The organism is Planctellipticum variicoloris, from assembly GCF_030622045.1.
In the GTDB taxonomy this organism is placed as follows: Bacteria; Planctomycetota; Planctomycetia; order Planctomycetales; family Planctomycetaceae; genus Planctellipticum; species Planctellipticum variicoloris.
Map to the genome: position 1 here is coordinate 3594925 of NZ_CP130886.1, position 23892 is coordinate 3618816.

Annotated in this window: 25 protein-coding genes and 1 pseudogene; 11 read left to right on the forward strand and 15 right to left on the reverse strand. The window is 63.4% G+C overall.

Annotated features, from left to right (window positions below):
* Window positions 1–5: 5 nt before the first annotated feature.
* The 12 genes from SH412_RS13855 to SH412_RS13910 form a co-directional block, all read right to left on the reverse strand.
* On the reverse strand, window positions 6–1127 hold the full coding sequence (locus tag SH412_RS13855; protein ID WP_336524109.1) for a WD40/YVTN/BNR-like repeat-containing protein: 1122 nt from the start codon (window positions 1125–1127) through the stop codon (window positions 6–8).
* A gap of 273 nt (window positions 1128–1400) precedes the next feature.
* Window positions 1401–1670: a MoaD/ThiS family protein gene (locus tag SH412_RS13860; RefSeq protein ID WP_336524110.1), complete on the reverse strand. Its 270-nt coding sequence runs from the start codon at window positions 1668–1670 to the stop codon at window positions 1401–1403.
* A gap of 18 nt (window positions 1671–1688) precedes the next feature.
* The gene (locus SH412_RS13865) at window positions 1689–2180 is read right to left on the reverse strand and encodes an SRPBCC family protein (protein WP_336524111.1); all 492 of its coding nucleotides are present in this window, start codon (window positions 2178–2180) and stop codon (window positions 1689–1691) included.
* Between the two features lie 127 nt (window positions 2181–2307).
* Window positions 2308–2712 (reverse strand): DoxX family protein, encoded by a 405-nt coding sequence (locus tag SH412_RS13870; protein ID WP_336524112.1) that lies wholly within the window; start codon window positions 2710–2712, stop codon window positions 2308–2310.
* A 77-nt stretch (window positions 2713–2789) separates the two neighbouring features.
* Window positions 2790–3299 (reverse strand): SRPBCC domain-containing protein, encoded by a 510-nt coding sequence (locus tag SH412_RS13875; RefSeq protein WP_336524113.1) that lies wholly within the window; start codon window positions 3297–3299, stop codon window positions 2790–2792.
* The gene (locus SH412_RS13880; RefSeq protein WP_336524114.1) at window positions 3296–3799 is read right to left on the reverse strand and encodes an SRPBCC family protein; all 504 of its coding nucleotides are present in this window, start codon (window positions 3797–3799) and stop codon (window positions 3296–3298) included. The genes SH412_RS13875 and SH412_RS13880 overlap by 4 nt, the downstream gene beginning before the upstream one ends.
* A gap of 129 nt (window positions 3800–3928) precedes the next feature.
* Window positions 3929–4405, reverse strand: coding sequence for an SRPBCC family protein (locus tag SH412_RS13885; RefSeq protein ID WP_419555806.1), 477 nt, complete (start codon window positions 4403–4405; stop codon window positions 3929–3931).
* Window positions 4406–4462: 57 nt separating this feature from the next.
* Window positions 4463–4876 carry a VOC family protein gene (locus SH412_RS13890; RefSeq protein WP_336524116.1) on the reverse strand — a complete coding sequence of 138 codons (414 nt, stop codon included), beginning with the start codon at window positions 4874–4876 and terminating at the stop codon, window positions 4463–4465.
* A 133-nt stretch (window positions 4877–5009) separates the two neighbouring features.
* The gene (locus tag SH412_RS13895; RefSeq protein ID WP_336524117.1) at window positions 5010–5546 is read right to left on the reverse strand and encodes an SRPBCC family protein; all 537 of its coding nucleotides are present in this window, start codon (window positions 5544–5546) and stop codon (window positions 5010–5012) included.
* A gap of 44 nt (window positions 5547–5590) precedes the next feature.
* Window positions 5591–6067, reverse strand: coding sequence for an SRPBCC family protein (locus SH412_RS13900; RefSeq protein WP_336524118.1), 477 nt, complete (start codon window positions 6065–6067; stop codon window positions 5591–5593).
* Between the two features lie 68 nt (window positions 6068–6135).
* Window positions 6136–6600, reverse strand: a complete 465-nt coding sequence (locus tag SH412_RS13905; protein ID WP_336524119.1) for a GyrI-like domain-containing protein — start codon at window positions 6598–6600, stop codon at window positions 6136–6138.
* A 29-nt stretch (window positions 6601–6629) separates the two neighbouring features.
* Window positions 6630–6980, reverse strand: coding sequence for an ArsR/SmtB family transcription factor (locus tag SH412_RS13910; RefSeq protein WP_336524120.1), 351 nt, complete (start codon window positions 6978–6980; stop codon window positions 6630–6632).
* A gap of 276 nt (window positions 6981–7256) precedes the next feature.
* On the opposite strand from SH412_RS13910, the gene SH412_RS13915 reads away from it, so the two are divergent.
* The gene (locus tag SH412_RS13915) at window positions 7257–8129 is read left to right on the forward strand and encodes a glycosyltransferase family 2 protein (RefSeq protein ID WP_336524121.1); all 873 of its coding nucleotides are present in this window, start codon (window positions 7257–7259) and stop codon (window positions 8127–8129) included.
* Window positions 8130–8572: 443 nt separating this feature from the next.
* Window positions 8573–9577, forward strand: a complete 1005-nt coding sequence (locus SH412_RS13920) for a 6-bladed beta-propeller (protein ID WP_336524122.1) — start codon at window positions 8573–8575, stop codon at window positions 9575–9577.
* A 138-nt stretch (window positions 9578–9715) separates the two neighbouring features.
* Here the strand turns inward: SH412_RS13920 and SH412_RS13925 are convergent, their stop codons facing one another.
* Together SH412_RS13925 and SH412_RS13930 are read right to left on the reverse strand one after the other, a co-directional pair.
* Window positions 9716–10111 (reverse strand): YciI family protein, encoded by a 396-nt coding sequence (locus SH412_RS13925; protein WP_336524123.1) that lies wholly within the window; start codon window positions 10109–10111, stop codon window positions 9716–9718.
* A gap of 114 nt (window positions 10112–10225) precedes the next feature.
* Entirely contained in the window at window positions 10226–11494 is a 1269-nt protein-coding gene (locus tag SH412_RS13930; RefSeq protein WP_336524124.1) for an RNA polymerase sigma factor, read from the reverse strand.
* Window positions 11495–11983: 489 nt separating this feature from the next.
* Here SH412_RS13930 and SH412_RS13935 point away from each other — a divergent pair, with 489 nt between their 5' ends.
* The 3 genes from SH412_RS13935 (at window position 11984) to SH412_RS13945 (ending at window position 16261) form a co-directional block, all read left to right on the forward strand.
* Window positions 11984–12694: a thioredoxin domain-containing protein gene (locus SH412_RS13935; protein WP_336524125.1), complete on the forward strand. Its 711-nt coding sequence runs from the start codon at window positions 11984–11986 to the stop codon at window positions 12692–12694.
* 108 nt (window positions 12695–12802) lie between these two features.
* Window positions 12803–15364 carry a hybrid sensor histidine kinase/response regulator gene (locus SH412_RS13940; protein ID WP_336524126.1) on the forward strand — a complete coding sequence of 854 codons (2562 nt, stop codon included), beginning with the start codon at window positions 12803–12805 and terminating at the stop codon, window positions 15362–15364.
* A 759-nt stretch (window positions 15365–16123) separates the two neighbouring features.
* Window positions 16124–16261: a hypothetical protein gene (locus SH412_RS13945; protein WP_336524127.1), complete on the forward strand. Its 138-nt coding sequence runs from the start codon at window positions 16124–16126 to the stop codon at window positions 16259–16261.
* A 288-nt stretch (window positions 16262–16549) separates the two neighbouring features.
* On the opposite strand, the gene larE is transcribed toward SH412_RS13945, so the two are convergent.
* Window positions 16550–17389, reverse strand: a complete 840-nt coding sequence (gene larE / locus SH412_RS13950; RefSeq protein ID WP_336524128.1) for an ATP-dependent sacrificial sulfur transferase LarE — start codon at window positions 17387–17389, stop codon at window positions 16550–16552.
* A gap of 458 nt (window positions 17390–17847) precedes the next feature.
* Between larE and SH412_RS13955 the strand changes: the two genes are divergently transcribed.
* The 6 genes and pseudogenes from SH412_RS13955 (at window position 17848) to SH412_RS13975 (ending at window position 23297) form a co-directional block, all read left to right on the forward strand.
* Window positions 17848–19743 carry a c-type cytochrome domain-containing protein gene (locus SH412_RS13955; protein ID WP_336524129.1) on the forward strand — a complete coding sequence of 632 codons (1896 nt, stop codon included), beginning with the start codon at window positions 17848–17850 and terminating at the stop codon, window positions 19741–19743.
* Window positions 19744–19956: 213 nt separating this feature from the next.
* Window positions 19957–21072 (forward strand): glycine oxidase ThiO, encoded by a 1116-nt coding sequence (gene thiO / locus SH412_RS13960; RefSeq protein WP_336524130.1) that lies wholly within the window; start codon window positions 19957–19959, stop codon window positions 21070–21072.
* A 12-nt stretch (window positions 21073–21084) separates the two neighbouring features.
* The gene (gene dtd / locus SH412_RS13965) at window positions 21085–21534 is read left to right on the forward strand and encodes a D-aminoacyl-tRNA deacylase (RefSeq protein WP_336524131.1); all 450 of its coding nucleotides are present in this window, start codon (window positions 21085–21087) and stop codon (window positions 21532–21534) included.
* A 585-nt stretch (window positions 21535–22119) separates the two neighbouring features.
* A pseudogene (locus SH412_RS28620) lies at window positions 22120–22629 on the forward strand (tyrosine-type recombinase/integrase); the annotation flags it as partial.
* Between the two features lie 32 nt (window positions 22630–22661).
* A complete protein-coding gene (locus tag SH412_RS13970) occupies window positions 22662–22916 on the forward strand; it encodes a hypothetical protein (RefSeq protein WP_336524132.1) in 255 nt (84 codons plus the stop codon).
* 12 nt (window positions 22917–22928) lie between these two features.
* Window positions 22929–23297 (forward strand): hypothetical protein, encoded by a 369-nt coding sequence (locus SH412_RS13975; protein ID WP_336524133.1) that lies wholly within the window; start codon window positions 22929–22931, stop codon window positions 23295–23297.
* Window positions 23298–23892: the final 595 nt, after the last annotated feature.

The following is a 23892-nucleotide window of genomic DNA, read 5'->3' on the forward strand; positions in this document are numbered from 1 at the left end:
CGGCCCTACTGGAACCGCACGCAATAGATCTGCGGCAGATGCGCGCTGACGCATTCCCACTGGTCGCCGCCGTCTTCCGTCACCCACAACCCGCCGGTCGACGAACCCATCGCCAGCCGGTCGCCGGTCCCGTCGATGTCCAGCGCATGGCGGAAGACGATGTCGTAACAGTGTGACTGCGGCAGGCCGCGAGTGAGCGCATCGAACGACTGACCGCCGTCGCGGGTCCGAGTGACGACCAGTTTCCCATCCACCGGCACTCGGCATTCATCTTTCACCCCCGGAACGAACCACGCCGACTGCGGATCTTTCGGATGGACCGCGACAGCGAAGCCGAAGACGGAGGGCTTGACGTTCTCGATCTCCGTCCACGACCGCCCGGCGTCTGTCGAGCGAAAAATCCCGTTGTGGTGCTGGACCCACAGTGCGTCGGGACTCGCCGGGCACTGCACCAGCCTGTGCGGATCCTGGGCGTTGGGTTCGTAAGCCTGTTCCGGCGGCATGTAAGCGGCCCGCATTCCCTTGGCCCGGACTTCCCACGTCTCGCCGCCGTCTTCGGTCACCCATGCGCCGCCGCACGAGATCCCGACCGTCACGTGCTGGCTGTTCCGGGGATCGACGGCGACCGAGTGAATGCCGGGGCTGTCTTTGCCGCCGCCGAACCAATGCCAGCGGTCGTCACGATCCCACAGCGACCGGATCATCTCCCACGTCGCCCCGCGGTCGGTCGAACGAAACAGCCCGCCGGGGATTGTCCCCGCCCACAGCGTCCCCGGCTGATCGGCGCCGCCCGGGGTCAGCTCCCAGATCTCCTTGAGGCTCGAAAAGTCGCGTCGCGCCCCGATCTCGCCGGCGTCCGCCTGCTTCTTCCGGTCCTCGTCGGTCAGCGGGGGAAAGGCTGGCACGCCGACTTCCTCCCACGTCTGCCCCTCATCGGACGACCGCTGCAGCTTGGTGCCGAAATGCCCGTGATCGATCGCCACGTACAAGGTCCCGTCGCGCGGATCGCGCAGCGACATCGTGGCGTTCTGGCCCAGGAAGTCGACTTTCGCGACCTGCCACTTCCCGGCAGAGCGGTCGACGGTAAAGAACCCCTTGCGAGTGGCAACATGGAGACGATCGCTCATGGTCTGATTCCTCTGCTTTGGAAGAAGACAAGTTTTACCGCGGAGACGCGGAGGACGCGGAGAAATCGCCGGAGAAGACGAAGTCTGAGAAGAACCGGAAAGTGAAAAGTGAGTAGTGATGAATGAGAAGTGCAAATTGAATGAGTTGCCACTCGGCCGTGGATTGCGCCATCTTTCACTTTACACTCATCACTACTCAATACTCACTTTTCACTCTCCGTCCTTCTTCTCCGCGTCCTCCGCGCCTCCGCGGTGAAAACTCTTCTTTGAATTTCAGCCGCCGGACAGTGCCTGCATGACGAAGATCTCACCGGCCAGTTCGACTGCGTCGCTGAGCTGGTCGCGATCCTTGAGCGGCCGCCCGTTGACAAAGACCGCCATGTGACGCCGCAGCCGATTGTGTTCGTCAACGATGTAGCCGCGGAGCTGCGGGTGCTCCGCGAAAACCGCGTCGAGCGCCTGCCGGACGGTGTCCCCCGCGACCTCGGCGTCGGGGCACTCGATATGGCGTTTCAGATTCGGCGTAAAGATGACTCTCGGCATGACTCGCCTTCCAGGTCCTCAAGTCCTATCCAGAAACGCTTCGAGCTGCTCGAGCGTGCCGGCCCAGCCTTTTTCCATCCCCGCGGCGCCGGCGGCGAACATCTGGTGTTCCGCTGCGCTGGCGTTGATCGGCGTCGCTTCCATTGAGATCGTCGACACGCCGTCCTGCCCCGTGAAGGTCATCGTCGACAGGACCTCCAGCGGCCAGTCGGCGGCGAAGGGGTGACGCGTGATGCCAGCCTCGGCATCGGAGAACGAGGCGACGTAGACGAGTCGCTCCTGCGGAATGACTTCGCGAAAGACCCACTTGCCCCACAACTCGCCGCCATCGGGCCCGCGCATGCAGTAATGCAGCACACCGCCCGGTCGAAAATCGCCGGAACAGGCGGAAAGTGTGCAACCTTTGGGGCCAAACCACTTCGCCAGTTGCTCGGGGTCGGTCCAAGCCCGCCAGAGCGACTCTCGCGAGAAGTGGAAAGAGTGAGAGAGCGTAAATGTCGGTGTCGTCATGCCGAGCACTTTCCAAATGAATGCCGTCAGAACCGAGAGCCCGGCCTGCGTTACGCCGCGGCCTTCGAAGTTTTGCATTTTGTGGTCATGAGCCACTCAGGGGCGCCGTATTTGCTCTGATCCGGCTTCACGATGGCTTTCCCCGGAGCGGCAACAGCGCCCGCAGCCGTGCGTCGCGGAGATAAAGCCCGAGCCAGAGGACGACGCCAAACACGACCGGGCCAAACCACGGATCGCCGACGCGGACATGCGTCGCCGTCGCACCGCCCAGATAACCGGTCAGCAGAATCGCCCCCAGGACGGCCGTCTGCGGCACGACGTAAATGATCGTGCAGGCGAGTTCGACAATCCCCAGCGGCACGGCGAGGTCGACGGAGTAGCCCAGCTTACTCATTCCTTCGACAACTTCGGGCGGCCTGGCGAACTTCATGCCGGCGCTCATCAGGAGCATCAGCACGGGGAGCGTACTGAGGACTCGCCCCGTCCAGATCAGGGCTTTGGAGGGGCGATTTGGGGCGATCTCGGCGGACATCGGGATGCTTTCCGGGGCAGGGGGGTTACGTGCGGCCTGTTTACACTGGCGGACGAGTCGCCAGCGGCACACTTTCATTAACGGGAAACGGCGTCGGACGTCGCTGCGGCCAGCAACTCGTCGAGACGTTCGAACGTCGATTCCCAGCCCGGAATGACGCCGGCCGCCGCTGCGGCTTCGCGATCGGTCTCGGACAGGAATACGGTGTGAATCGTCAACTCGGTCCCCTGCGCGACCGTCGCAAACGTGACCGTCATCACGGACCGCGGCGGGATACCGGCTCCACAGGCCGAGATGCAGGCGGCCGGTCCCTCGTAGACGAGCCGCTCGGGAACGACCACTTCGCGGAACTGGCCTTCGCACGGATACAGCACGCCGTCGGGACCGAGCATCTCCAGGCGGAACGTTCCCCCCGGCCGGAGGTCAATCTCGCACCCATCACTGGAAAACCCCTGCGGCCCCCACCACTGCCTGATGTGACGGGGATCGGTCCAGGCCCGGAACACGAGCTCGCGCGGTGCATCGAAACGGCGGGTGATGACGATCTCGCGGTCTCCCGATCGCGCAAAAGTCGATTTCCGAATCATGAGCCTGTTCCCGTCGAAGAGTTCTCGTCGATCGCCGCCACAAAGCCAGCCAGCCGTTCGAGGCATTCCGTCCAGCCGCCCCGGTGCTCGTCCCGATCGGGGACGCGCTCGAAGCCGGCATGGTGCAGCGTCAGTTTCGTCTTGCCGCCCAGGTCGTCAAAAGTCACGGTCACGACCGACTCGCCGTGGAACCGATCTTCCTGCACGGGACGTCCCCAGGTGAAGACGATCCGCTCCGGCTCAACGATCTCGCGATAGACGCCTGAAACCCAGTAGTCTTCCCCACCGGGCGAACGCATGCAGAAGCGGTAGATGCCCCCCACGCGAAAGTCCTGTTCGCAATGAGGCAACGTAAAGTCGTTCGGCCCCCACCAGCGCACGAGGTGCTTCGGATCCGTCCAGACGCTGAAGACGAGAGAGCGCGGCGCGTCGTAGACGCGTGTGAGAATCAGCTCGCGGTCCGAAGGGTAGGCCGCGTGCGTCTTGCAGGGATCAGACATCGCTATGTCCGTCACAGGAAAAGTGAAGTGCTGTCCGTATTCTGGTCGGGACGCCGCGACAAACACCAGTCGACGCGGCAGCATGTCATCTCGCGCAGTACCGACCTCGCGAGTTGTTGTGGGGCCGGTTCATTGTGCCGACGACCCGATCGAGTTCGCAGCGAGCAGCGCCGCCAGCCGGTCGAAATTCTGTTCGTTGCATTCGACCGCGAAGACTTTCACGCGTTCGCACTCCGCGACTGTTTCAAACTGCATTCGAAACGTGAGCCGGGTCTGATCGGGGCCGACCGCTTCGAAGTCGGCGATGACGCGAAACCAATGCGTGGAGAGATGGTCGAAGACAATCCGCTCCGGCGCTCTGATCACGCGAAACACGCTGTGGTTCGGGTATTCGGCTCCATCCGGGCCGTGCATGATGAAACGCCAGTCGCCGTCGCTCCGGAACTCGAATACCTGAAAGGTATTCGTGAAGCCCTGCGGCCCCCACCACAAGGCGAGCTGCCCGGGGTCGGACCATGCGCTGAAGACGACCTCGCGTGAGAACGGAAACACCCGCGTCGTGACGATTTCACGATCGGCAGCCGCGTCTGTCTCAGTCATTGACATTCCAGTCATACACGCGCCCCCTCTGGGGACTCGAAGGAGTGCTCCGGCAGCGACCGGTCACTGCGGGACGATGACCAACCACGTCACGCCGAAACGGTCGCCGACCATCCCGAAACGCGGCGAGAAGAACGTCTTTGTCAGCGGCATCTGCACCTGGCCGCCGTCCGCGAGGGCGGCAAACACCCGGTCGGCTTCGGCTTCGTTCGCCACGCTGATCGAGAGCGAAATTCCTTTGAACTCAGCCGGCCCCGGATCGCAGCCGTCGGTGGCCATGATCACGGACGAGCCGATGCGAAAGCTGCTGTGCATGACCTTGTTGTCAAATCCGGGAGGAATCATTCCGGGCGGGGCCGGATCGGGACTCTCCTTAAATCGCAGCACCACCTCGATCTCAGCGCCGAGCGCCTGCTTGTAGAATTCGAGGGCTTCCTCGCAACGGCCGCCGAAGGAAAGATAGGGTTGCACGAGCATTTGCGATCCTTTCAATGGAACAGAACGTGACGTGATTCCGACGACTCGGCGGCCGCCATCCGACGATCCAGCTCCGCGCGCCCGCTGCGCGGGACGAGTTTCCGCAGGAACAATCCGTCCCGCGGATGAATTTTTACCTGGCGCCCGGTGATTCCACGATCGTCTTCAAACTGGTCAGCCCCTGTTCGAAGTCGCCGCCAATCATGTGGTCCATGCTCATGAACAGGCCCATCGCCTTGGTGATGAAATTGTATTTCCCGTCCATCCCCCAGGTGACCACCGTCTGGTCTCCCTGCGGCTTGAACGTGAACTCGACCGCGTTGTCGCAGGCGAACGGCCGGACCATCACGAGGCGGATTCCGATGCGTTCATCCGGCTGACTCTCGGCGATGGTCACGTTCCCGGCGCCGACTTCGGCATTGCCATCCCAGCGATAGACCGCACCCGCGCCGGCCTCCGGGCCTTCGTAACTCTTCTTCATGTTGGGATCGCGCTTGGCCCAGGGGGACCAGGCTTCCCATTGATGGAGATTATTGACTTCCTCAAACACCCTGGCCGGCGGCGCCGACATCGCCAACGAACGCTCCACATGGAAATCGCTCGGCCGCAACGAGATGACGACGGCCAACACGGCGACGACGGCCGCGAAGCCCAGCAGGACATAGAGCATGCGAGATCGCCTTCGGACCGGAACGGGGCCGGTGGTTTCCATAATTACTTCTGCTCCAGATAGGCGGCCAGTCGCGCCAGTGTCTGCCGGCCCCCTTCGATCGCGCCGTGCTCCCGGACCACGTAATCGCGGGCTTCGGCGGTCGGGAAAACCAACCGCATCGTCAGGCGGGTCTGCACCCCTTCGGACGCGAACGTGGCCGTCACCTGAAAGTGAATTGGACCATTTCCGTCATCGCTGTGGTCGTAGACGATTGTTTCGGGTTCCACGATGTCGCGATACGCGATTTTGTTGGGATAGTCCGTTCCGTCGGGTCCGTGCATCATGTAGCGCCAGACGCCGCCCGGCTGAAACTGCATCTCGTGCGTCGTCGTGGTGAAGCCGTCCGGCCCCCACCAGCGGGCGAGGTGTTCCGGACTCGACCAGGCACGAAACACAAGTTCGCGCGGAGCATCAAACAATCGGGTGAGAACAATCTCGCGATCCGAAGTGCTTGAGTCGATTTGAGTATCGTCGTTCACGGCAGAGAGATCCTTCAGAGCCCGAGCGGGACGGACGAGATTTCCGAATCGCGGAGACGCCGTTCCGGTCAACCAATGAGCGGCCAGTTCAGCTCCGTTCGAAACTCGGCGGGGTCATCCGTCGACTCGGGACCCTTCGCGTAGATCTCCCACAGGTTCGGCGCCGTCGCATGGCCCGCCCCTTTGATCCACGCCTCGAATTCTCCCCAGGCTTCCCCAAGCCTTTCGTAGGACCCGCAGTAGACGGTCCGCGCGACTCGAACGGCCGGCAACTCTCCAGCCGTGACCCGGCCGGTCGGCGCAACCGGCGCAGTGACGGGCATGCCGATCTCAAAATCAAAAACCTCGGGGTCCATCCGGAAATGGTGCGAATACCACGGGCCGGCGGGACCGACGCCCTGCGCGGTGACTGCGGCCATCAGCTCGGCATGCCCCGGCCCCATGACCTCGCGGATTTCTGCCCGGGGAATTGTCAATCGGATCACAGCCGCCGGCTGTGGAGTCGCCTGAGTGACGTGGGGATTCTCGAGCACAGGAGAGTCCTTATGTGAGAGTGAACGAGTTAAGGAGCCTGGGGCGGATCTTTGGCCTGCAGTTCGCGGAGATAGTCCTCCAGCCGGTCAAGGCGTTCTTCCCAGAACTGGCGGTACTGGCCGACCCAGTCTGCAACTTCCTGCAGCGGCTTCGCTTCCAACCGGCACGGCCGCCACTGAGCCTCGCGACCGCGAGCGATGAGCCCCGCCCGCTCCAGCACCTTGAGGTGCTTGGAGACGGCGGGGAGGGACATCTTGAAGGGCTTGGCGAGCTCGGTGACCGACGCCTCGCCTTCCGCCACCCGGGCCAGGATGGCCCGACGGGTCGGATCGGCCAGTGCAGCGAATACAGCGCTCAAAGAATCGGTGGCGGCGACCATTTCACCTCTCGGTTAAATAACCATGCGGTTAAATATAGAAACGACACAGGAAGTGTCAAGCAAAAAAACGAAATCGCCCCACAATCCCCGCATCAAGAACTCAAAACGTTTCCGCAATCCTCTGCGATACCCGAATCCCGAGACCCGATACCCGCTTCCCAAACCGGATCTTCCGTCCACGCCCCTCTCGACGAACAGCCGGTGTTCAGGTAGGCTGCCAGAACAGGCACGCTCTGGATTCCCCGATTGCAGACCTCGATTCGAAAGACTCCAGCGATGCGCGCCAGTCTCCTGATCGCCGCCCACAACGAGGGGGAACTCCTCTGGAAGACGATTCGGGCCTGCCTGGCGTCGATTTCGGACCTGGAATACGAAATCCTCGTCGCGGACGATGCGTCGAGCGACGGGTCTCTGAAAGAAGCCCGACGCCGGTTTCCGCAGATTCGCGTCGTCCGCCATCCCGAACGGCGGGGAGCCTCTCCCACGAAGCACTTGGCCGCCGCGGAAAGCGACGTGCTCATTGGCCAGCAGATGTCGCTCCTTTTAACCTGCGATCGATCGGCCACTCTCACGGAACTCCAGTGGTCGACACCAATCAAGACCGCTGCCAATTACGCAGTCGTAGACGGCCCGACAACCGATTCGGCAACCGTTACTCAACTGACCGCGACCGACCTCAATCAAGCCGCACTTGTATTTTACTGGGTGACGGCGGGAACAAAGGCAGTCTCCGTCAGCTTTAAGCACACAATTGACGACATCACCACTTCTTGCAGTGTGAAACGTACTTTTACTTGCTACGCGCCCGCCGTGACCACCACCGCACCAACCAGCATCGGCGAAGTAATTGCGAGAGGCGACGACATTAGGCTTCTGATTCCGCCTGGACCTGTCTACGGCCAGGGTATCACGTTCACTGCCGCCGTCACGACACCCGATCCCGACAAGTATGGCGGCAACGGAAGCTGGCAGTTCACGCAGCTCGTTGTCGATGATTCATTCAAGGTGGAGCCATGGAACCCATCAAGCCCTGGCCAGCGCACATTAAATTGCTTGTTTTCTGGGTGGTCTTTGCGGTTTTCCGACGGAGAAGAGAGCCTTGTTGCTCCAGCCCGATATCAGAAACCCCATAAAATCGAGGGGATTTAATGTGCGCTGGCTGTGGGCATGACGCCGGAGCAGTTCGAAGAAATCCGTCAAATGTTCCTCGCCCAGAACCGCCCGGGCGCCGCTCACCGCTTTCCGACCGAAGACAGCGACAACGAATTGTGCGACATGGTTCTCGACGACTATCGACGGACGAAGAGCGCCTGATCCGGCGGGCCGGTCGTCTGCGATCTGCCGAGGCGGCGCAGTCGTAAGAATTTTCGGTCCCTGTTTCCCCCTGCCGCCGGCGGGGAGGAGGGCAGGGGAGGCGCCTGCAGAGCGCGCCCGATGACTCGCTCCGGTTGAATTGCGGAACTGTTCTCCCGATACTGCCGTCACTCGCGAAACCTCTCACCGTGCAACTTTCTGGCCGGACTGCGTTCTGCGGATCTCACTGCAAGTCCAATGATCCCTGAACGGCCGACGAACCACCGGGAACTCCAATCATGAAGCGTCGTCTGCTCTCCGTTGTATTTGCCGTTGCGTTCGGCCTGGCGCTGCCCGGCTTCGCCGCCGAAAAGACCCAGCCCGTGCGGATGGGAAGCGGAATCATGACCTTCGACACCGTCCCCGGCTGGGGGCTGGGCGAAGACGGCAAGTCGGTCCTGGGCGGGACTCACGGCGGCGTGGTGGTCGACAAGGCCGGCAACATCTACACGAGCTCGTCGCTGGGGGTGTTTGTCTTCTCGCCCGAAGGCAAGGTTGTCCGGAGGTTTCTCGGCGACGCGTATTCGAACATGCACGATCTGGAGATTCGTGACGAGGGGGACGCCGAGTTCATCTACGGCGCCCGGAACGTCGCCGGCGAAGGGGTCAAGTTTCACGCCGAGACCGGCGACATCGTGCTGAAGCTGGGCATTCCCGAGGAGTCCGGCCTGAACCTGAAGAAGTGGAGCCCGACGGCGATCACCGTGGCCCCGAACGGCGACATTTTTCTGTCGGACGGCTATGCAAGCAACCACATCTTCAAGTTCGACAAGACGGGCAAATACCTGAAGCATTTCGGCGTCAAAGGGAACGGCCTGAAGGAGTTCAACACCGCCCACGGCATGACGCTGGATACGCGCTACGATCCGCCGCGGCTGCTGGTCTGCGACCGCAACCACACGCCGCACGGTCGGCTGGTCCACTACGATCTCGACGGGAATTACATCGAGGAAGTCGTGACCGGGCTGGGGATGCCGACTTCGGCCGCCGTTCAGGGGGACTACGTCTCCGTGCCGGACCTTCACGGACGGCTGGTGATTTTGAACAAGGACAACGTCATCGTCGCCGTCCTGGGGTACAACGCCGACCCCGCCACGCGAGTGAACTACAACGTCCCGCAGGATCAATGGAAAGAAGGCATCTTCAGCGGCACGCACGGCTCCTACTGGGACAAAGACGGCAACCTGTATGTGCAGGACTGGAACGTCTCGGGACGGATCATGAAGCTCGTGCGGGTGAAATAGCCGGCGGCCCGGCGATGCCGGATCGTGGCCGATGGGAAGTGAATAATCGTCCTTCGCCCGTCCGTGACAGAAGACGCACCAGCCCCCGCAGAGACTGCCATCGCCGCTCGGCGGGGGGCCTGGTGGGCCGTCGTTCGTTCAGGCATTTCTGGAGAACGACGCATTTCGCTCGGCGATCAGTTGGTTGATCGATTCGTCGGCAGGTCGGATCTCGAAGGGTCCCATCTTCACGCCGGGATGCTTTGACATCAGCGAAATCGCGTGGTTCAGGTCGCGGGCCTCCAGCAGCAGGATTCCGCCGAGCGTTTCCTTGGTCTCCGCGAACGGCCCGTCGGTGACTTCGACCTCGCCGTTCTTCATCCTCAACGTGACGGCGTTGCGAATCGAATCGAGCGCCTCTCCCCCCAGAAAGTGCCCACCGCGCCGAAGTTCGTCATCGTAGGCAAAGCACTCGTCCATCATTCTCAGCACGTCCTCCTGCGGAAGCTGCGCGAACCTGGCCTCATCGATGAATCCTAAGCAGACGTATTTCATGCGACACCTCGTGAAGGGCTGCCTGGCGGGACTGGCCCGGCGCTGACGACCGCCGGGTTCTCGTCCAATAGTCGGTTGGGGCAGGCCGCAATCGACGCCGCCGGCTATTTTTTTTTACGAAGTCTCGCCGGAGCCGGTCAGATCCCGGATTCGTGCCAGTAAAAACCGCTTCTCGGGTTCCTGACGGGCCAGTTCCAGCGCCCGCTGAAACGCCGCCAGAGCCTCTGAACTTCTGCCCGCCCGTCGCAGCAGTTCGCCGCGCGCCGAGTGGGCGAACTGGTATTTGTCGAGCTCCCCTCCGCGGAGGATGCCGTCCAGCATTTCCAAGCCCGCCGCCGGGCCGTCCCGCATCGCGACGGCGACGGCTCGATTGAGTTCGACAATCGGCGATGGCTCGATTCGCAACAGGATCGAATACAGCACGACAATCTGATTCCAGTCCGTCTGCCCGGCAGTGGCGGCCTCGGCATGGATGGCGGATATCGCGGCCTGGAGGGTGTAAGCCCCGAACCTCCGCGACCGGAGTGCCTGCTCCAGGAGATTCGTCCCCTCCGAAATCATCGACCGGTTCCAGCGGGAGCGGTCCTGGTCCTCCAGCAGAATAATTTCCCCATCGCGAGAAGCGCGCGAATCCCGTCGGGATTCGTGCAGCAGCATCAACGCCAGCAGCCCTTTGACCTCCGGATCGGGCAGCAGGTCGAGGAGCAACCGGCCCAGTCGAATGGCCTCGGCGGTGAGATCGACCCGGAGCAGAGATGCCCCCTGCGACGCCGAGTACCCTTCGTTGAACACGAGATAGATGACGGCGAGAACGGCGTCGAGTCGCTCGGGCAGGTCCGCCAGCGACGGCACGACATAGGGAACCCCCGCGTCGCGGATCTTCGCTTTCCCGCGCACAATCCGCTGCGCCAGCGTCGACTTCGAAATCAAGAAGGCGCGGGCGATCTCTTCGGTGGTCAGCCCGCAGACTTCGCGAAGCGTCAACGGAATCTGCAGCTTCGGGTCGATCGCCGGATGACAACAGGTGAAAATCAGACGGAGCCGATCGTCTTCGATCTCCGTGGCGGCCATGGCCGCATTCTCATCAGCGATCTCGTCCAGTCGCGACATGACCTCGATCCGGTGCGCCTGGAATCGTCCCTGTCGACGGAGCCCATCGATCGCTTTGAATCTTCCGGCGGAGATCAGCCACGCCCGCGGATTGTCCGGCGTCCCCTGTTGCGGCCAAGTCTCAACCGCCGCCGCGAAGGCTTCGTGCATCGCGTCGTCCGCCAGATCGAAGTCGTTCAGCAGGCGGACCAGGGACGCGAAGACCCGCCGGGACTCGGAACGGTAAAGTTCGTCGATTCGATCCCGGATGGTTCCAGAGGCATCGCAGTTCACATCCATCGCTTCATCGGTCAAGTCATGGATGACTCAGGGGACGATGGCAGTTTAGTCGCGCTCCCGGCGACTTCACAATCTCTGCCGAGACCAGGGCCGCGGAGGGGATTGACAGCGGCCACCAGAGCACAACTCGGTAGCCAGTTGCCACAGACGACTTCCATCAATCCGCGGACGCCATGAAGCTTGGTCTTCTCCAGCGATTCGTCAGAACCTCAGCTCGTTCGCGATTTCGCATTCGGCCTCAGACAGTGACGGCGGCATCCCCCGCAATCCGGCAAATCCGGCACAACTGTGTTATCGACTTGGCGGATCTCGTTTCAGAGCGTTGTTCAAACTGCAGGTGATCGGAAATCAACCCATAGTTGGGGGGAAAATACGGCATCCTCGCAGGAACAGCAGATCCGGAACATCGGGCAATCCGAGGCGGGTGCCGTTGTAGCGGAAAACGACGGAGTGCCACTCATCGGACGATACAGGGATCGGGATATGACAACACTAACCCAGAATCCCAGGGCAGGCGTCTGGGAATACCGGCGGTCGATCTGGCGCTGGCTTTGCATGCCGGCGCTCGCCGCGATCTGGCTCGCAGCAGGAATGCTTGGGTGGGGCGCTCTGCTTCAGCACACATTTCAGCCTGCCCCAACCGCCGACGTTCCCCCACACTGGCCCACTGGCGCAGTCCCCGCGCCGTCGTCGGCGAACTTTCGAATCGTCGTGTTTGCCCATCCGTGCTGTCCGTGCACGCACGCCACTCTGCACAAACTCGACGAATCTCTGACACGGCTGCCCGGTGACACGTCGATTCGCGTCGTGTTTGTGACGTCGGGACTGAATCCGGCGGACGTCAGCGGCAGCCCCGGAGTCGCCTTTGCACGCCGACTTCCGGGAGTCGAGTTGCAGTTCGATCAGACGGGCGAAATCTCGCGACGGTTTCGTGCAACGGTCTCCGGCGAGGTCTTCGCGTTTGACCGGACTGGCCGTCTGATGTTCCACGGCGGCCTGACCGCGGGGCGCGGGCACCTCGGCGATTCGGTCGGGCAGCAGCAACTCGAAAGTCTGCTCCGCGGCGCTGCTCGCAAACCATTCAAAGCCCCCGTCTTTGGATGTTCGCTCCCCGGCGGTGCGCTGACGCCGGGCATGCTCGACGCCCGAGCTGCGGTGAGTCAATCATCGCCGACGCTGACGCATCGCAACTGACGTCGGAACTCCTCGAAAAGAGATGTTATGGCTACTGCAGCCACCGCGCCGCTCGAATCCAATGCTCGCTGTCTCAGCCGTGCGCAAGAACTGTTCGATGATCACTTCTTGAAATTGCACACGCGCATCGATCGCATGTTCGTCGTGTTGATGGCGGTGCAATGGGCATTCTCGGTGCTGATCGCGGTCTGGCTTTCGCCATATACCTGGGAGGGCACTCGGCGAATTGCCCATCCGCATGTCCTGCTGGCGGTCCTGCTGGGCGGATTTCTGGCGGTTCCCGCAATGATCGTCGGGCTGCGTTATCCCGGTCGATGGACCACGCGCCATCTGATCGCAATCTGCCAGGTCGGGTTCTCGGCGTTGCTGATCCACCTGACCGGCGGACGCCTCGAAACTCATTTTCACGTCTTCGGCTCGCTCGCGTTTCTGGCCGCCTATCGCGATTGGACCGTGCTCGTGCCGGCGACGGTGTTCGTGGCCCTGGATCACCTGCTGCGCGGTCTGTTCTGGCCCGAGTCCGTCTTCGGCGTACTGACCTCCAGCAACTGGCGCTGGCTTGAGCACGCCGGCTGGGTGTTGTTCGAGGACTTGTGGCTCGTGATCTGCTGCCGTCAAGGCATCCACGAGGTCCAGGAAATCGCGCGCCATCGTTCCGAGCTTGAACAGAGCCAACTGATCCTCGAAGGTCAGACTCAGGCTCTCGAAGAGTCTCTTCGAGAGCGAGAGGCGATTGTCGAAGGCGCGCTGGATGCCGTTGTCCAGATGGACCGCTCCGGCCAGATCGTCGGCTGGAACTCGCAGGCGTCCCGAATTTTCGGATGGACGCAGGCGGAGGCTCTCGGTCGAGACTTCGCGGAAATGATCGTCCACTGCGATCATCCGTTTCGGGATGGCGACGGATCCAGTTCGAATCTGCTCGGAAATCTGTCGACCATTCTCAACCAGCGAATTCAGATCGGCGGCATCCGCCGGGACGGCACGACGTTTCCAATGGAGCTCGCGATCACCTCGACCGGCAGCAGCGGACGCACCAGGTACTGCGGGTTCGCGCAAGACATCTCCGATCGTCGAAAGGCCGAAGAAAGCCTCAAGGAAGCCAAGGAAATTGCGGAAGCCGCCAACCAGGCCAAGAGCCAGTTCCTGGCGAATATGAGCCACGAGATTCGCACGCCGCTCAACGCGATTCTGGGATTCACCGATCTGCTGCTCGACTGCGACGCCGAACTGCCCCCTTCGGAACGCGGCTCGCATCTCACCGCCGTCCGCCACGGCGGAACGCACCTCCTCACGATCATCAACGACATCCTCGACCTCTCGAAGATCGAGGCCGGTCAGATGCAGTATGAATGCATCCGCTGTTCTCCTCACCAGGTCATCGTTGAAACGGTTTCTTTCATGCGCGTCCGCGCCCTCGAGAAGGGCGTTACCCTCGACGCCAAATGGCTTGGACGTGTTCCCGAAACGATCGTGACCGATCCCGCCCGTCTTCGCCAACTGCTCCTGAACCTCGTCGGCAATGCGCTGAAGTTCACGGAACACGGCGGCGTTCAGGTTCTGGCGAGATTGAATTCCGCCAAAGAGCAATTGCAGATTGAAATCATCGATACGGGAATCGGAATCTCTCAGAAGCAACTCGATTCGCTGTTCGTCCCCTTCACCCAGGCCGACGTGTCGGTGACGCGACGTTTCGGCGGGACCGGACTGGGATTGTCAATCTCCCGTCATATCGCCCGCGCCCTGGGAGGTGACATTTCGGTTCAAAGCGAAGAAGGGCAGGGCAGTACGTTCACAGCGACGATCTCGACCGGTCCGCTGGCGGGCGTCGCGCTGCTCGACACGCCTCCGCAGGAGGCGCTGTCGACGGTCCGGTCCACAGGCGGTGAATTGCTGGCGCGACTCGACGGTCTCAAAGTTCTGATCGTCGACGACGGCGAGGTCAACCGGCAGTTGCTGCAACTGTTTCTGACGCGAGCGGGAGCAATCGTCGAATCCGCGGAACACGGGCTGGCAGCTATCGAGGCGGCGGAACCGGGCTCTTTCGACGCAATTCTGATGGATATGCAGATGCCGGTCCTGGACGGCTACTCCGCAACTCGAAAACTCCGCGAACGCGGGATCACGACGCCAATTGTTGCGCTGACAGCCCACGCAATGTCGGGCGAGAAACAGAAATGCCTCGCCGTCGGTTGTGATGCGTACCTCACGAAGCCCGTTGACCGGCACGACTTGATCGCGATGCTGGCGCGGTGGCGCGATGCGAAGTGTCGCGCCGGCTCTTCGCGTGCCGAGAGTCCCATGAACGCCACTGTCTGCATTTCCAACGGCGCCGAGACGATGCATCCGGCATCGGAGTTGGATTTGGCCGATCCGGAGTTACGAGCGATCATCGATAAGTTCGTCGATCGCCTGGGATGCGATCTCGATCGGCTCAGGACGGTCTGGAAAGAGCGGGACTGGGACGCCCTGGAACGGCGTTCGCATACGCTGAAGGGCACCTCTGCCATGACGGGATTCGCGCGCCTCTCCGTGGCCGCGGGGCGCCTTGAAGAACTCGCCGCGCAGCGCGATGAAGTTGGGACGGCGCAGACGCTCCTGTCTCTCCAGGAACATGTTCGACAGATTTGCACATCGGCGGTTGTTTCGGCTCATCCGGAAAACGCGTGCTGAGAGCGGCGAAGAAGCGGACATGCGGCAGTCATTGGAGATGACGTCAAGCAGCCTCCAGCGACAGAAGTCCGCCTGTCCGCCGATCCGTCGGACCGCGCCTGCGGGATCGCGGGCGACCGCGTCACGCAGATCTCCTGGGAGCAGGACGCGATCGTGCTCGACCGGGAACAACCCCGCCAGAACTTGCGCCGCTCGGCCTGCTCCTCGCGGGAAGCTCATCTCAAGGGGACGCTCTCTCCCGCCTTCTTCTCCGCGTCCTCCTCTTCCCTCCGAGCCTCTGCGAGCGAGCATTTTTCCGCGCTCTGACTTTCACCCTCGTCCCCAGGGCTCCGCCTGGGAACGCCCTCTTCCGAGGCTCCGCCTCGTCTTCTCACCCATGTTGATTCGTGAAACCCGTGGTCCTGCCTCGCTCATCCTCAACGCAGTGCACAAGTTGGCCTCGTTCCCAGGCTCCGCCTGGGAATGCTTCTTCCGAGGCTCCGCCTCGTCTTCTCACCCGTGTTGATTCGTGAAATTCGTGGTTCCGTCTCACTCGTCATAGTCGCAGGGGACAAATTTCCACATTTTTGCAAAAAACTGCCAATCTGCTCTTGCAAACCCGCCGTACCAGAGTGAACGTGCGAATCGTCGGCGTGGGAAACGACATGCATGCACGCAACGGGGCCACCCGGAGCGCTCGAGCGAATCCCCGCCGGCCAGCGGGCCTGGTCAGGGCCCACCACGGTCGAGCCGCAAGGCCCGGCCGAGGGAGCGCACCCCGTGCGCGCTCGACGTCGAGAGTCCTTCCCGGACGACGCGGGCCTCAAAACCCGCCACCTGATCAACGCCAGCTCAAAGGATGCGGTGGAGCGGATCTCAACAACCCGCTCCGCCGCGTCCGAGCCGGTCGCTTATTGAGAAAGCCTCCCCGCAGGCCGCGCTCGCGCTGCGCGCCAAGCACCTCCGCGCGCCCTCTCTTCCATTTTTCATTTTGCAATGCATCTCTCCTCGCAGCAGCCGCCATCCGGCGAGATCGACACAAGCCGGATCCATTCAACGGACTGCGAAGAGCAGAAGGATCTCAGCCAACCGACCACCCCAGGATCACTTTGCACTCATCACTACTCAATACTCACTTTTCACTCTCCGGAGTCTTCTCCTCATTTTCTCCGCGTCCTCCGAGTCTCCGCGGTAAATCCTCTTCGTCTACCTCCGAAGCTCCACCAGCACCGCATTCAAACTCCCCGACCGGAACCCTTCCAGATCCAGCGTCACATACTGGAACCCCAGCTCCCGGAACCGGGCCACCAGCTCGTCCCGCAGGCCAGGCTCGCACAGGCGGGGCAGGGCGGACAGCGGGATCTCGATCCGCGCCAGCTCGTTCGCCTCCAGCCGCACTCGCAGCTCCCGCAGCCCGAAGCGTTCCCGCAGGAACTGCTCCGCCGCGTCGATCCGCTGCACCCGTTCCGGCGTCACCGCCACCCCATACGCGATCCGGCTCGACAGACACGGGGCCGCCGGCTTGTCCCACACCTGCAGGTTCCAGTGCCGGGCCAGTTCGCGGACCTCCGCTTTCGAAATCCCCGCCTCGACCAGCGGGCTCCGCACCCGGTGCTCTTTCGCCGCGACCATCCCCGGCCGATGGTCCCCCAGGTCGTCCACGTTCGCCCCGTTGACGATCACCACGTCCGGATCGGCGGCCAGATACGTTTCCAGCCGCTGGTACAGCTCGGTCTTGCAGTAGAAGCAGCGGTTCGTCGGATTGGCCAGGTACTGCGGATTCTCGAACTCCGCCGTCGCCACGGTCTGGTGGACAATCCCGATTTGCCGGGCCACCTCCGCAGCCCCCTCCGCCTCCCCCGCCGCCAGGCTGGAGCTGACCGCGGTCGCCGCCACCGCCCGGTCGCCGCAGGCCAGGTGGGCCGCCATCGTCACCACCGCGCTGTCGACGCCCCCCGAATACGCGACCACCACCCGCGGACACGCGGCCAGCAGTGCAAGCAGACGTTCACGTTTCTCAGTCAGTTCCGGGGACAAATCGGTCATCACAGAGGCTCGGAGCAGGGGACGAAAACAAGGGCATCCGGACGGGAACCACGAATGACACGAATATCCACAAATAACACCACAGAAAAGAGTTACGTTGCGGCCAAAATGCAGAGTGGCTATTTGCGCCAATCTTGACTCCGGCCTTTGCCCTTCGGCTTCAATTCGTGGGCATTCGTGTCATTCGTGGTTCCCTCCAGTCTTTGAATTTTTTTACCAGTCTGACCGATCCCCGCCGAGGCGGCCACCCGGAAAGTCTTTCGCAGGCGAAAACACCGGTCAAACCGTCGATCTCTGCAAAATCCGATTCCTCTGGCATTTTGGCACGAATTTGCCAGACTGACAGGAGGTACATTCCAGGAGCTTTTCGCCAACCCGCGCCGGAGGTCCGTCCGGAGGACGGTCGCAATTCGCGGCGGGGCAGGGCGATCTCCGTGCTGCAGAAAGGGCATTTTCCCATGACGCGGGTCCAGAACGGGCTGGCCGGATTTCTGATGCTGGCCATCGTCGTGGCATCGAGCGTGGCCGTTGCGGCCATCACCCCGGCCCAGCGCAAAGAGCTTGCCGACATCCGCAACGATGCCGGCAAGGCCGCGTCGCTGATCTCGAAGAAGAAATTCGAAGAGGCCGAGCAGGCCCTCAAAGACGCCGAAGATCGCCTCGCCGCCCTCATCAAAGAGGCGCAGCTCGAGGAAACTGACCCGGCTCTGACGCCGGTCCGGAAAGTCATCGAACTCCAGCGAGCCAACCTGGCGAAGAAGTCCGGAGCAGGGGGGGCGGACGAAATCAGCTTCGCCAAAGACGTCGCCCCGATTCTGGCTGCGAAGTGCGTCTCCTGCCACGACGACGACGCCTCCGGCGGTCTGCGGCTGGACACGTTCGCCGGCATGGAGAAGGGGGGGAAAAACGGCCCGCTCGCCATTCCCGGTCGTCCGCAGAACAGTCAGCTCGTATTCCGCGTGATGACGCCGAATCCGCAACTGCGCATGCCGAAGAACGCCGCAGCGCTGACCCCCGAAGAGATTCAAAAAGTTGCGGCCTGGGTCGCGGCCGGAGCCAAGTTTGACGGCGAAGACAAGGCGACCGAGCTGGCCAACCTGGGGAAGAAGAAGCCGGCGGGACCGCCGCCGGAGATCATGAAGGCGACCGGCGACGAAAAGGTTTCTTTCATTCGCGACATCGCCCCCACGCTCGTGAATACCTGCGGCGGCTGCCACGGCGCAGGCCGGCAGTCGGGCGGATTGTCGCTGGCCACATTCGAAAGAGTCATGCAGGGGGGCGACAGCGGACGCGTGATCGTCGGCGGCAGCCTGGAAGGAAGCCGCCTGTGGCGCATGGTCAACGCCGACGAAGAGCCGGTCATGCCGCAGGGGCAGGCCCGCATCACCCGCAAGTGGCACGCCGACCTGCGGACGTGGATCACCGAAGGTGCGAAATTTGATGGCGGAGACGCCAAAAAGCCGTTGCGGGAAATGATCCCCAGCGAAGAACAGATTAAAGCTGAGTTGCTGGCGAAGTTGACTCCCGCCGAGTGGGTCGCCAAGCGAGAAAAAGACTCGAAGGACCAATGGGGCCGGGTCTTCTCCAAGAACGCCGAGCCGACCATGGTGCAGGGGCCCGAGTTCATCGTCCTGGGCGATGTCTCCGAAGCCCGGCTGAAGGACGTCGAAAGCTGGGCGACGCAATACGCCGGCAAGCTCCGCGAGATGTTCGGCGTCAAGGACGAGCCCCTCTTCAAAGGCAAGCTGGCGATCTTCGTGCTGAAAGAACGCTTCGGTTACGAAGAGTTCAATAACACGATTCATCGCCGGGAAGTGCCGCGCGAAGTGACGGGGCATTCCGAGGTCACGCCGGGGCTCGAAGAGGCCTTCATCGCCGTTCAGGACGTGGGCGACGAAGTCTCGGCCGAGTCGCCCGGCCTGCACGGAGCGGTACTCGAACATGTGACCGGCGCTTTCCTCAAGCGATCGGGCGGAACGCTTCCCGACTGGATTATCCGCGGCGCGGGCCTGGCCCTGTCGGGCGGCAAGAGCGGTCCGGCAGGCGCCTATGTCAGCGGCCTGCAGGGAGAAGCGGGAGCGATCCTGCGAACAGCGATGCTCTCGAAGCCCGAAGACCTGTTCCAGAACGGCACCTTCGCTCCGGGCGAGGTCGGCGCCATCGGCTTCACGCTGGTCGATTTCCTGCTCAAACAGGGCGGCCCGGCAAACTTCGGCCGGCTGGTGGCCCGGCTGCAGGCCGGCGACAAAGTTGAGACGGCAATTCAAACCGTCTACAAGAGTGACAGTCGCGTACTGGCCGCCGCCTACGCCAGCACGCTGGGTTCAGGCTCGCGCAAAAGCGGCAAGAAATAACGCTGCTACAGGGATTGTGCGAGCCATCGAGACGCGGAGCGGGCCAGCCGGCCCGCTCCGCGTCTTCGCGCTTGAACCGCGAACGGAGCTCGCGATCGCGCCGTAGTTCTCGCGTCGGCTGACAGCCCGGCCCCGAACCGTCAGAATACCCAGGAAACGGATCGATCCTGAAACAGAGCGGCCCCCGGACGGGGGGAGCCGCACGGGGCAGTCATGGTGGATGTGCTGATCATCGGCGGCGGTGCGATCGGATTGTCGACCGCGTGGGAGCTGGCCGGAGCCGGGCGCAAAGTCTGCGTCGTGGAGCAGGGGGCCTTCGGCATGGAGGCCTCCTGGGCCGGAGCCGGCATGCTCCGCCCCGGCCACTGCGAGCTGGCCCGCACGCGTGAGGCCCGGCTGCGGGCCCACAGCCACCGCCTCTGGCCGGAATGGTCGGCTCGCCTTCGTGAGACAACCGGCATCGATAACGGCTACGTCCGCTGCGGCGCGCTCGAAGTTCGGAGCGACGGGAATCCCGACTCTCTTGAGGCCGAAATCTCCGCCTGGCGCAACGAAGGCGTCGCAGTGGAGCCGGTCAATGCCGACGATCTGCGACGTCGCTTTCCCGCAGTGGGACCGCGAGTCACGTCGGCCTATTTTCAGCCGGAGCTGGGGCAGATCCGGAATCCGCGCCATATGAAAGCACTCCTCATCGCCTGCGAACAGCGCGGCGTGGAACTGCGGCCCGGTTGCCCGGTCTCCGGTTTTGAGCATCAGGGCGGGAAGATCACCGCAGTTCGTACGATCGCCGGCCCGCTCTCTGCCGCGGAATACCTCGTGACAGGCGGCGCCTGGACCGGCAATCTGCTCGCGACGCTCGGATTGTCGGTCCCGGTCAAACCGATCCGCGGCCAGATCGTGCTGCTGCAACAGCGGCCGCTGACGTTCCGCTGCGTGATTCAGGAAGGGCATCGCTACCTGGTGCCGCGACCGGACGGGCGGGTCCTGATCGGAGCCACCGAAGAAGATGTCGGCTTCAACCGCCAGACAACCGCCTCGGCGGTGGCTGGCCTGATTCAGTTCGCCTGCGACGTGGTTCCCGATCTGGCGTCGGCCAGCGTCGAGCAAAGCTGGGCAGGGCTTCGGCCGCACGCTCCCGACGGGCTGCCGTTTCTCGGCCGCGTCGCTGGCTGGCAGAACCTGTCCATCGCCGCCGGCCACTACCGGAACGGGCTGGAGATGTCTCCGATCACCGCGGTGCTGATGCGGCAGCTTCTGCTCGGCGAGCCGTTGACGCTGCCCGACGAATGCAAGGGCCTCGCGGACGCCTCGCCCATCGCCTCGCTTTGAAGGAACGTCGGGATGCGTGCAGTCGTTCAACGAGTCTCCCACGCGAAAGTGACGGTCGCCGGAGAAGTGACTGGCGAGATCGGTCCGGGATTTCTGATCCTGCTCGGCGTGGCCGAGGGAGACAGCGCGGCCGATGCGAAGACGCTGGCGGAAAAAATCGTCGGCCTGCGGGTCTTCGAGGATCCCGACGGCAAGATGAATCTGTCGCTCGGCGAGACCGGCGGCGCGATGCTCGTCGTCAGCCAGTTCACGCTGCTGGGCGATTGCCGGAAGGGCCGGCGGCCAAGTTTCATCGCCGCGGCCCGACCGGAAGTTGCCAATCAACTTTACGAGCACTTCGTCGCCGAAGTGCGGCAGCATGGCATCCCGGTGGAGACCGGAAAGTTTCAAGCGCATATGGACGTCGAGCTGGTCAACGACGGCCCGGTGACGCTGCTGCTCGACAGCCGGAAGGCGTTCTGAAAGTCCGCCAGGAACGGCCTGGCCCGGTCGGAATTCCGGCGTGTTCGTCAGGGGCAGAGGCGGAGGGTCGCCGGACCCCGAAACGCAGAAACCGCAGTTTCCAGCCCGGTTTTGAGGAAGAAAAACAACATAACGGACAGCCCAAGTGGATCAGGCGTCTCACGCCTCGTCGGTCATGGAATGACCACTTTCCGCGGCCGCTCCCGCATCTTCCGCAGGAGCGGCCGCACTCGTTTTTCTGGACCTCCATGCTGCCTTTCGGCAACGCTCCGAGCAGTACCGCAGGTCGCTCCGTCCCCGCCGGTTCACCGGCCGCATGCAACCCGGATTCCGACACTCCAGGAACGTCAGTCGCTCCCGCCACGCCGCCGCCCTCGCCAGCTTCGCCTCTCCCCACCGCACCGTCACGCAGCCTGGCCGATACCGCTGAGCCATCAACCACCTCCTCGCCGGCAACAACCCGCCTCACCTCCAACCCTGAACATAGCTCCCGACTACCTGCACGCAAATGACCCGAGTTTCGCCAAACCCGGGTTTATTTTTCCCCGCGCAACCTGGCCGTATTAGGGTGGAGGACCCACCCAATTGGCAAAACCGATCCCCAACTCTCGCGTCCCACTCGCCGTCGCATGGCTCCACAACACCGCCGCCCAGGCTCGGCACGCCCCGCAACGCGACGCGCTCGCCTGTCTCCTCGGCCTCAACGGTCTCCGCATCGCCGAGGCCTGCGCCATTCGCCTGGACGACATCGACCGCAACCGACACCGGATCCGCATCCGCACCCTCAAAGGCGGACGCCCCCGCGTCCTGCAGCTCGATCCCCGCACCTGGAGCCTGGTCGACCAGGCCGCCCAACTGTCGCAGAGCAGGGGAGGGGACACCCTCCTCACCACGCGGACCGGCAAACCGCTCGATCAACGCAACCTCCGCCGACGCTGGGCGAAGTGGTCTCCCGCTGCCGCCGGCGAACGAGTCCGCTACCATGACCTCCGGCACACGTGTGCCCGCTTCGTTGCCGCGCAGCCCGGAGCCTCAGCACTCACCGCGCAACGCGTCCTCGGTCATCGTCGGGCCGAAACGACGGAGCTTTACCTCCATTCCGACGACGAGCTCCAGGAGCTCCTGCCATGCTCAACCGCTGGTGTAACCTCCGCTTCTATCCCGTCGTCGAACTCGACCTCGACCGCTACCGCACCGACCGCCCAGGCGACCAGCGTTCCGACAACCACATCATCGCCAGCGAAGGCGCCTGCTTCCTCGCCGCAGGCCTCCCCCTCCGCATCTGGTACCACGACGGACAAAGCGAACTCATCAAACCCGCCCAGCTCGCCACGTTCCGCGGCGAGCAGGAAGAAGGTCGCCCCGAAGAAACGCCCTTCTGAAGCGACCTCGCCATGTCCGAAACCAACCCCCTCAACCCACTCGAAAAGCACCTCGACGCGGCACTCCAACTCCTCGAACCCGGACACCCCGCCCGCGAACACGTCGCCGCGGCCGCCCAGGCCTGGACGCTCCACACCGAAGACCCGCTGACGACCGCGCAGTACCGCACCGCTACCCGCCACATCGTCGCAGTCCTCTTCAAAACCGCTGCAGGCGGCAGCGTCCCCGCCATCAAGACCTGGCTCGATCACTTCGCACCGCCACCGCTCGGACAACTTGCCACCATCGACGACCGCCAGCTCCTCGACGCCCTGGCCGCCGCCCGCACCGACCGCGACGCCATCGAACGCCTCGACCACCCACACGACGCCGACCGCTGATCGACCTTGACATCCCCTCGCACCAGTGCCTTCCTCAATGCGCGTCCCGGACGCGCCTGCAGGCGTCGAAGCAACTCCTCTGCACCTCCTCCCCGACCGCTTCCACCTGCAGGCCTCTTCGCCCCTCGCCGACGTCGATCCACACGAGCCAGGCTCCGCGTTCGCCGTCGACTCGAGATCCCGCCGCCCCACGTCGCCCGCCCGACAGACTGGCCGCCCACTCGCCACGCCGCAGAGCAGGGGACGCCGCCCGGGCCCGCGACGCCGCACAACCGCCGCTTCCCCTGGTCGATCCCACGATCGACGCTGCAACGACCGCCACGCACATTGCACTCATACGGAGCTGCGCATCCTTGCTTCGCCGGTATGGGCGGCCTCCTGCCGCCAGGGCTCCCGCCCCGCGCCGCTCTGCGCGGCGGGCGTCGTCCACCGGCCCGGCTTCCTGCCGGTCCGCCGGCCGCCGCTGCGTCGCGGCCGCTTCGTGCGGCCACGCCGCCGGGCGGTTCGCGTCTTCTCGCCGGCCGGCCTCCCTGCCGGCCGGCCTGGCGGCCGTTATCAACTCCGCACTGCCGCGGCCGCTCCGCTGCGCGGCTCA

Bases quoted from the DNA above. Each gene is read 5' to 3' on its own strand.
- thiO (WP_336524130.1), top strand. From the start codon at position 19,957: ATGGTGGATGTGCTGATCATCGGCGGCGGTGCGATCGGATTGTCGACC.
- SH412_RS13895 (WP_336524117.1), bottom strand. From the start codon at position 5,546: ATGCTCTATGTCCTGCTGGGCTTCGCGGCCGTCGTCGCCGTGTTGGCC.
- dtd (WP_336524131.1), top strand. From the start codon at position 21,085: ATGCGTGCAGTCGTTCAACGAGTCTCCCACGCGAAAGTGACGGTCGCC.
- SH412_RS13920 (WP_336524122.1), top strand. From the start codon at position 8,573: ATGAAGCGTCGTCTGCTCTCCGTTGTATTTGCCGTTGCGTTCGGCCTG.
- SH412_RS13915 (WP_336524121.1), top strand. From the start codon at position 7,257: ATGCGCGCCAGTCTCCTGATCGCCGCCCACAACGAGGGGGAACTCCTC.
- SH412_RS13890 (WP_336524116.1), bottom strand. From the start codon at position 4,876: ATGCTCGTGCAACCCTATCTTTCCTTCGGCGGCCGTTGCGAGGAAGCC.
- larE (WP_336524128.1), bottom strand. From the start codon at position 17,389: ATGACCGATTTGTCCCCGGAACTGACTGAGAAACGTGAACGTCTGCTT.
- SH412_RS13880 (WP_336524114.1), bottom strand. From the start codon at position 3,799: ATGTCTGATCCCTGCAAGACGCACGCGGCCTACCCTTCGGACCGCGAG.
- SH412_RS13935 (WP_336524125.1), top strand. From the start codon at position 11,984: ATGACAACACTAACCCAGAATCCCAGGGCAGGCGTCTGGGAATACCGG.
- SH412_RS13860 (WP_336524110.1), bottom strand. From the start codon at position 1,670: ATGCCGAGAGTCATCTTTACGCCGAATCTGAAACGCCATATCGAGTGC.
- SH412_RS13975 (WP_336524133.1), top strand. From the start codon at position 22,929: ATGTCCGAAACCAACCCCCTCAACCCACTCGAAAAGCACCTCGACGCG.
- SH412_RS13855 (WP_336524109.1), bottom strand. From the start codon at position 1,127: ATGAGCGATCGTCTCCATGTTGCCACTCGCAAGGGGTTCTTTACCGTC.
- SH412_RS13865 (WP_336524111.1), bottom strand. From the start codon at position 2,180: ATGACGACACCGACATTTACGCTCTCTCACTCTTTCCACTTCTCGCGA.
- SH412_RS13885 (WP_419555806.1), bottom strand. From the start codon at position 4,405: ATGTCAATGACTGAGACAGACGCGGCTGCCGATCGTGAAATCGTCACG.
- SH412_RS13870 (WP_336524112.1), bottom strand. From the start codon at position 2,712: ATGTCCGCCGAGATCGCCCCAAATCGCCCCTCCAAAGCCCTGATCTGG.
- SH412_RS13925 (WP_336524123.1), bottom strand. From the start codon at position 10,111: ATGAAATACGTCTGCTTAGGATTCATCGATGAGGCCAGGTTCGCGCAG.
- SH412_RS13970 (WP_336524132.1), top strand. From the start codon at position 22,662: ATGCTCAACCGCTGGTGTAACCTCCGCTTCTATCCCGTCGTCGAACTC.
- SH412_RS13910 (WP_336524120.1), bottom strand. From the start codon at position 6,980: ATGGTCGCCGCCACCGATTCTTTGAGCGCTGTATTCGCTGCACTGGCC.
- SH412_RS13875 (WP_336524113.1), bottom strand. From the start codon at position 3,299: ATGATTCGGAAATCGACTTTTGCGCGATCGGGAGACCGCGAGATCGTC.
- SH412_RS13955 (WP_336524129.1), top strand. From the start codon at position 17,848: ATGACGCGGGTCCAGAACGGGCTGGCCGGATTTCTGATGCTGGCCATC.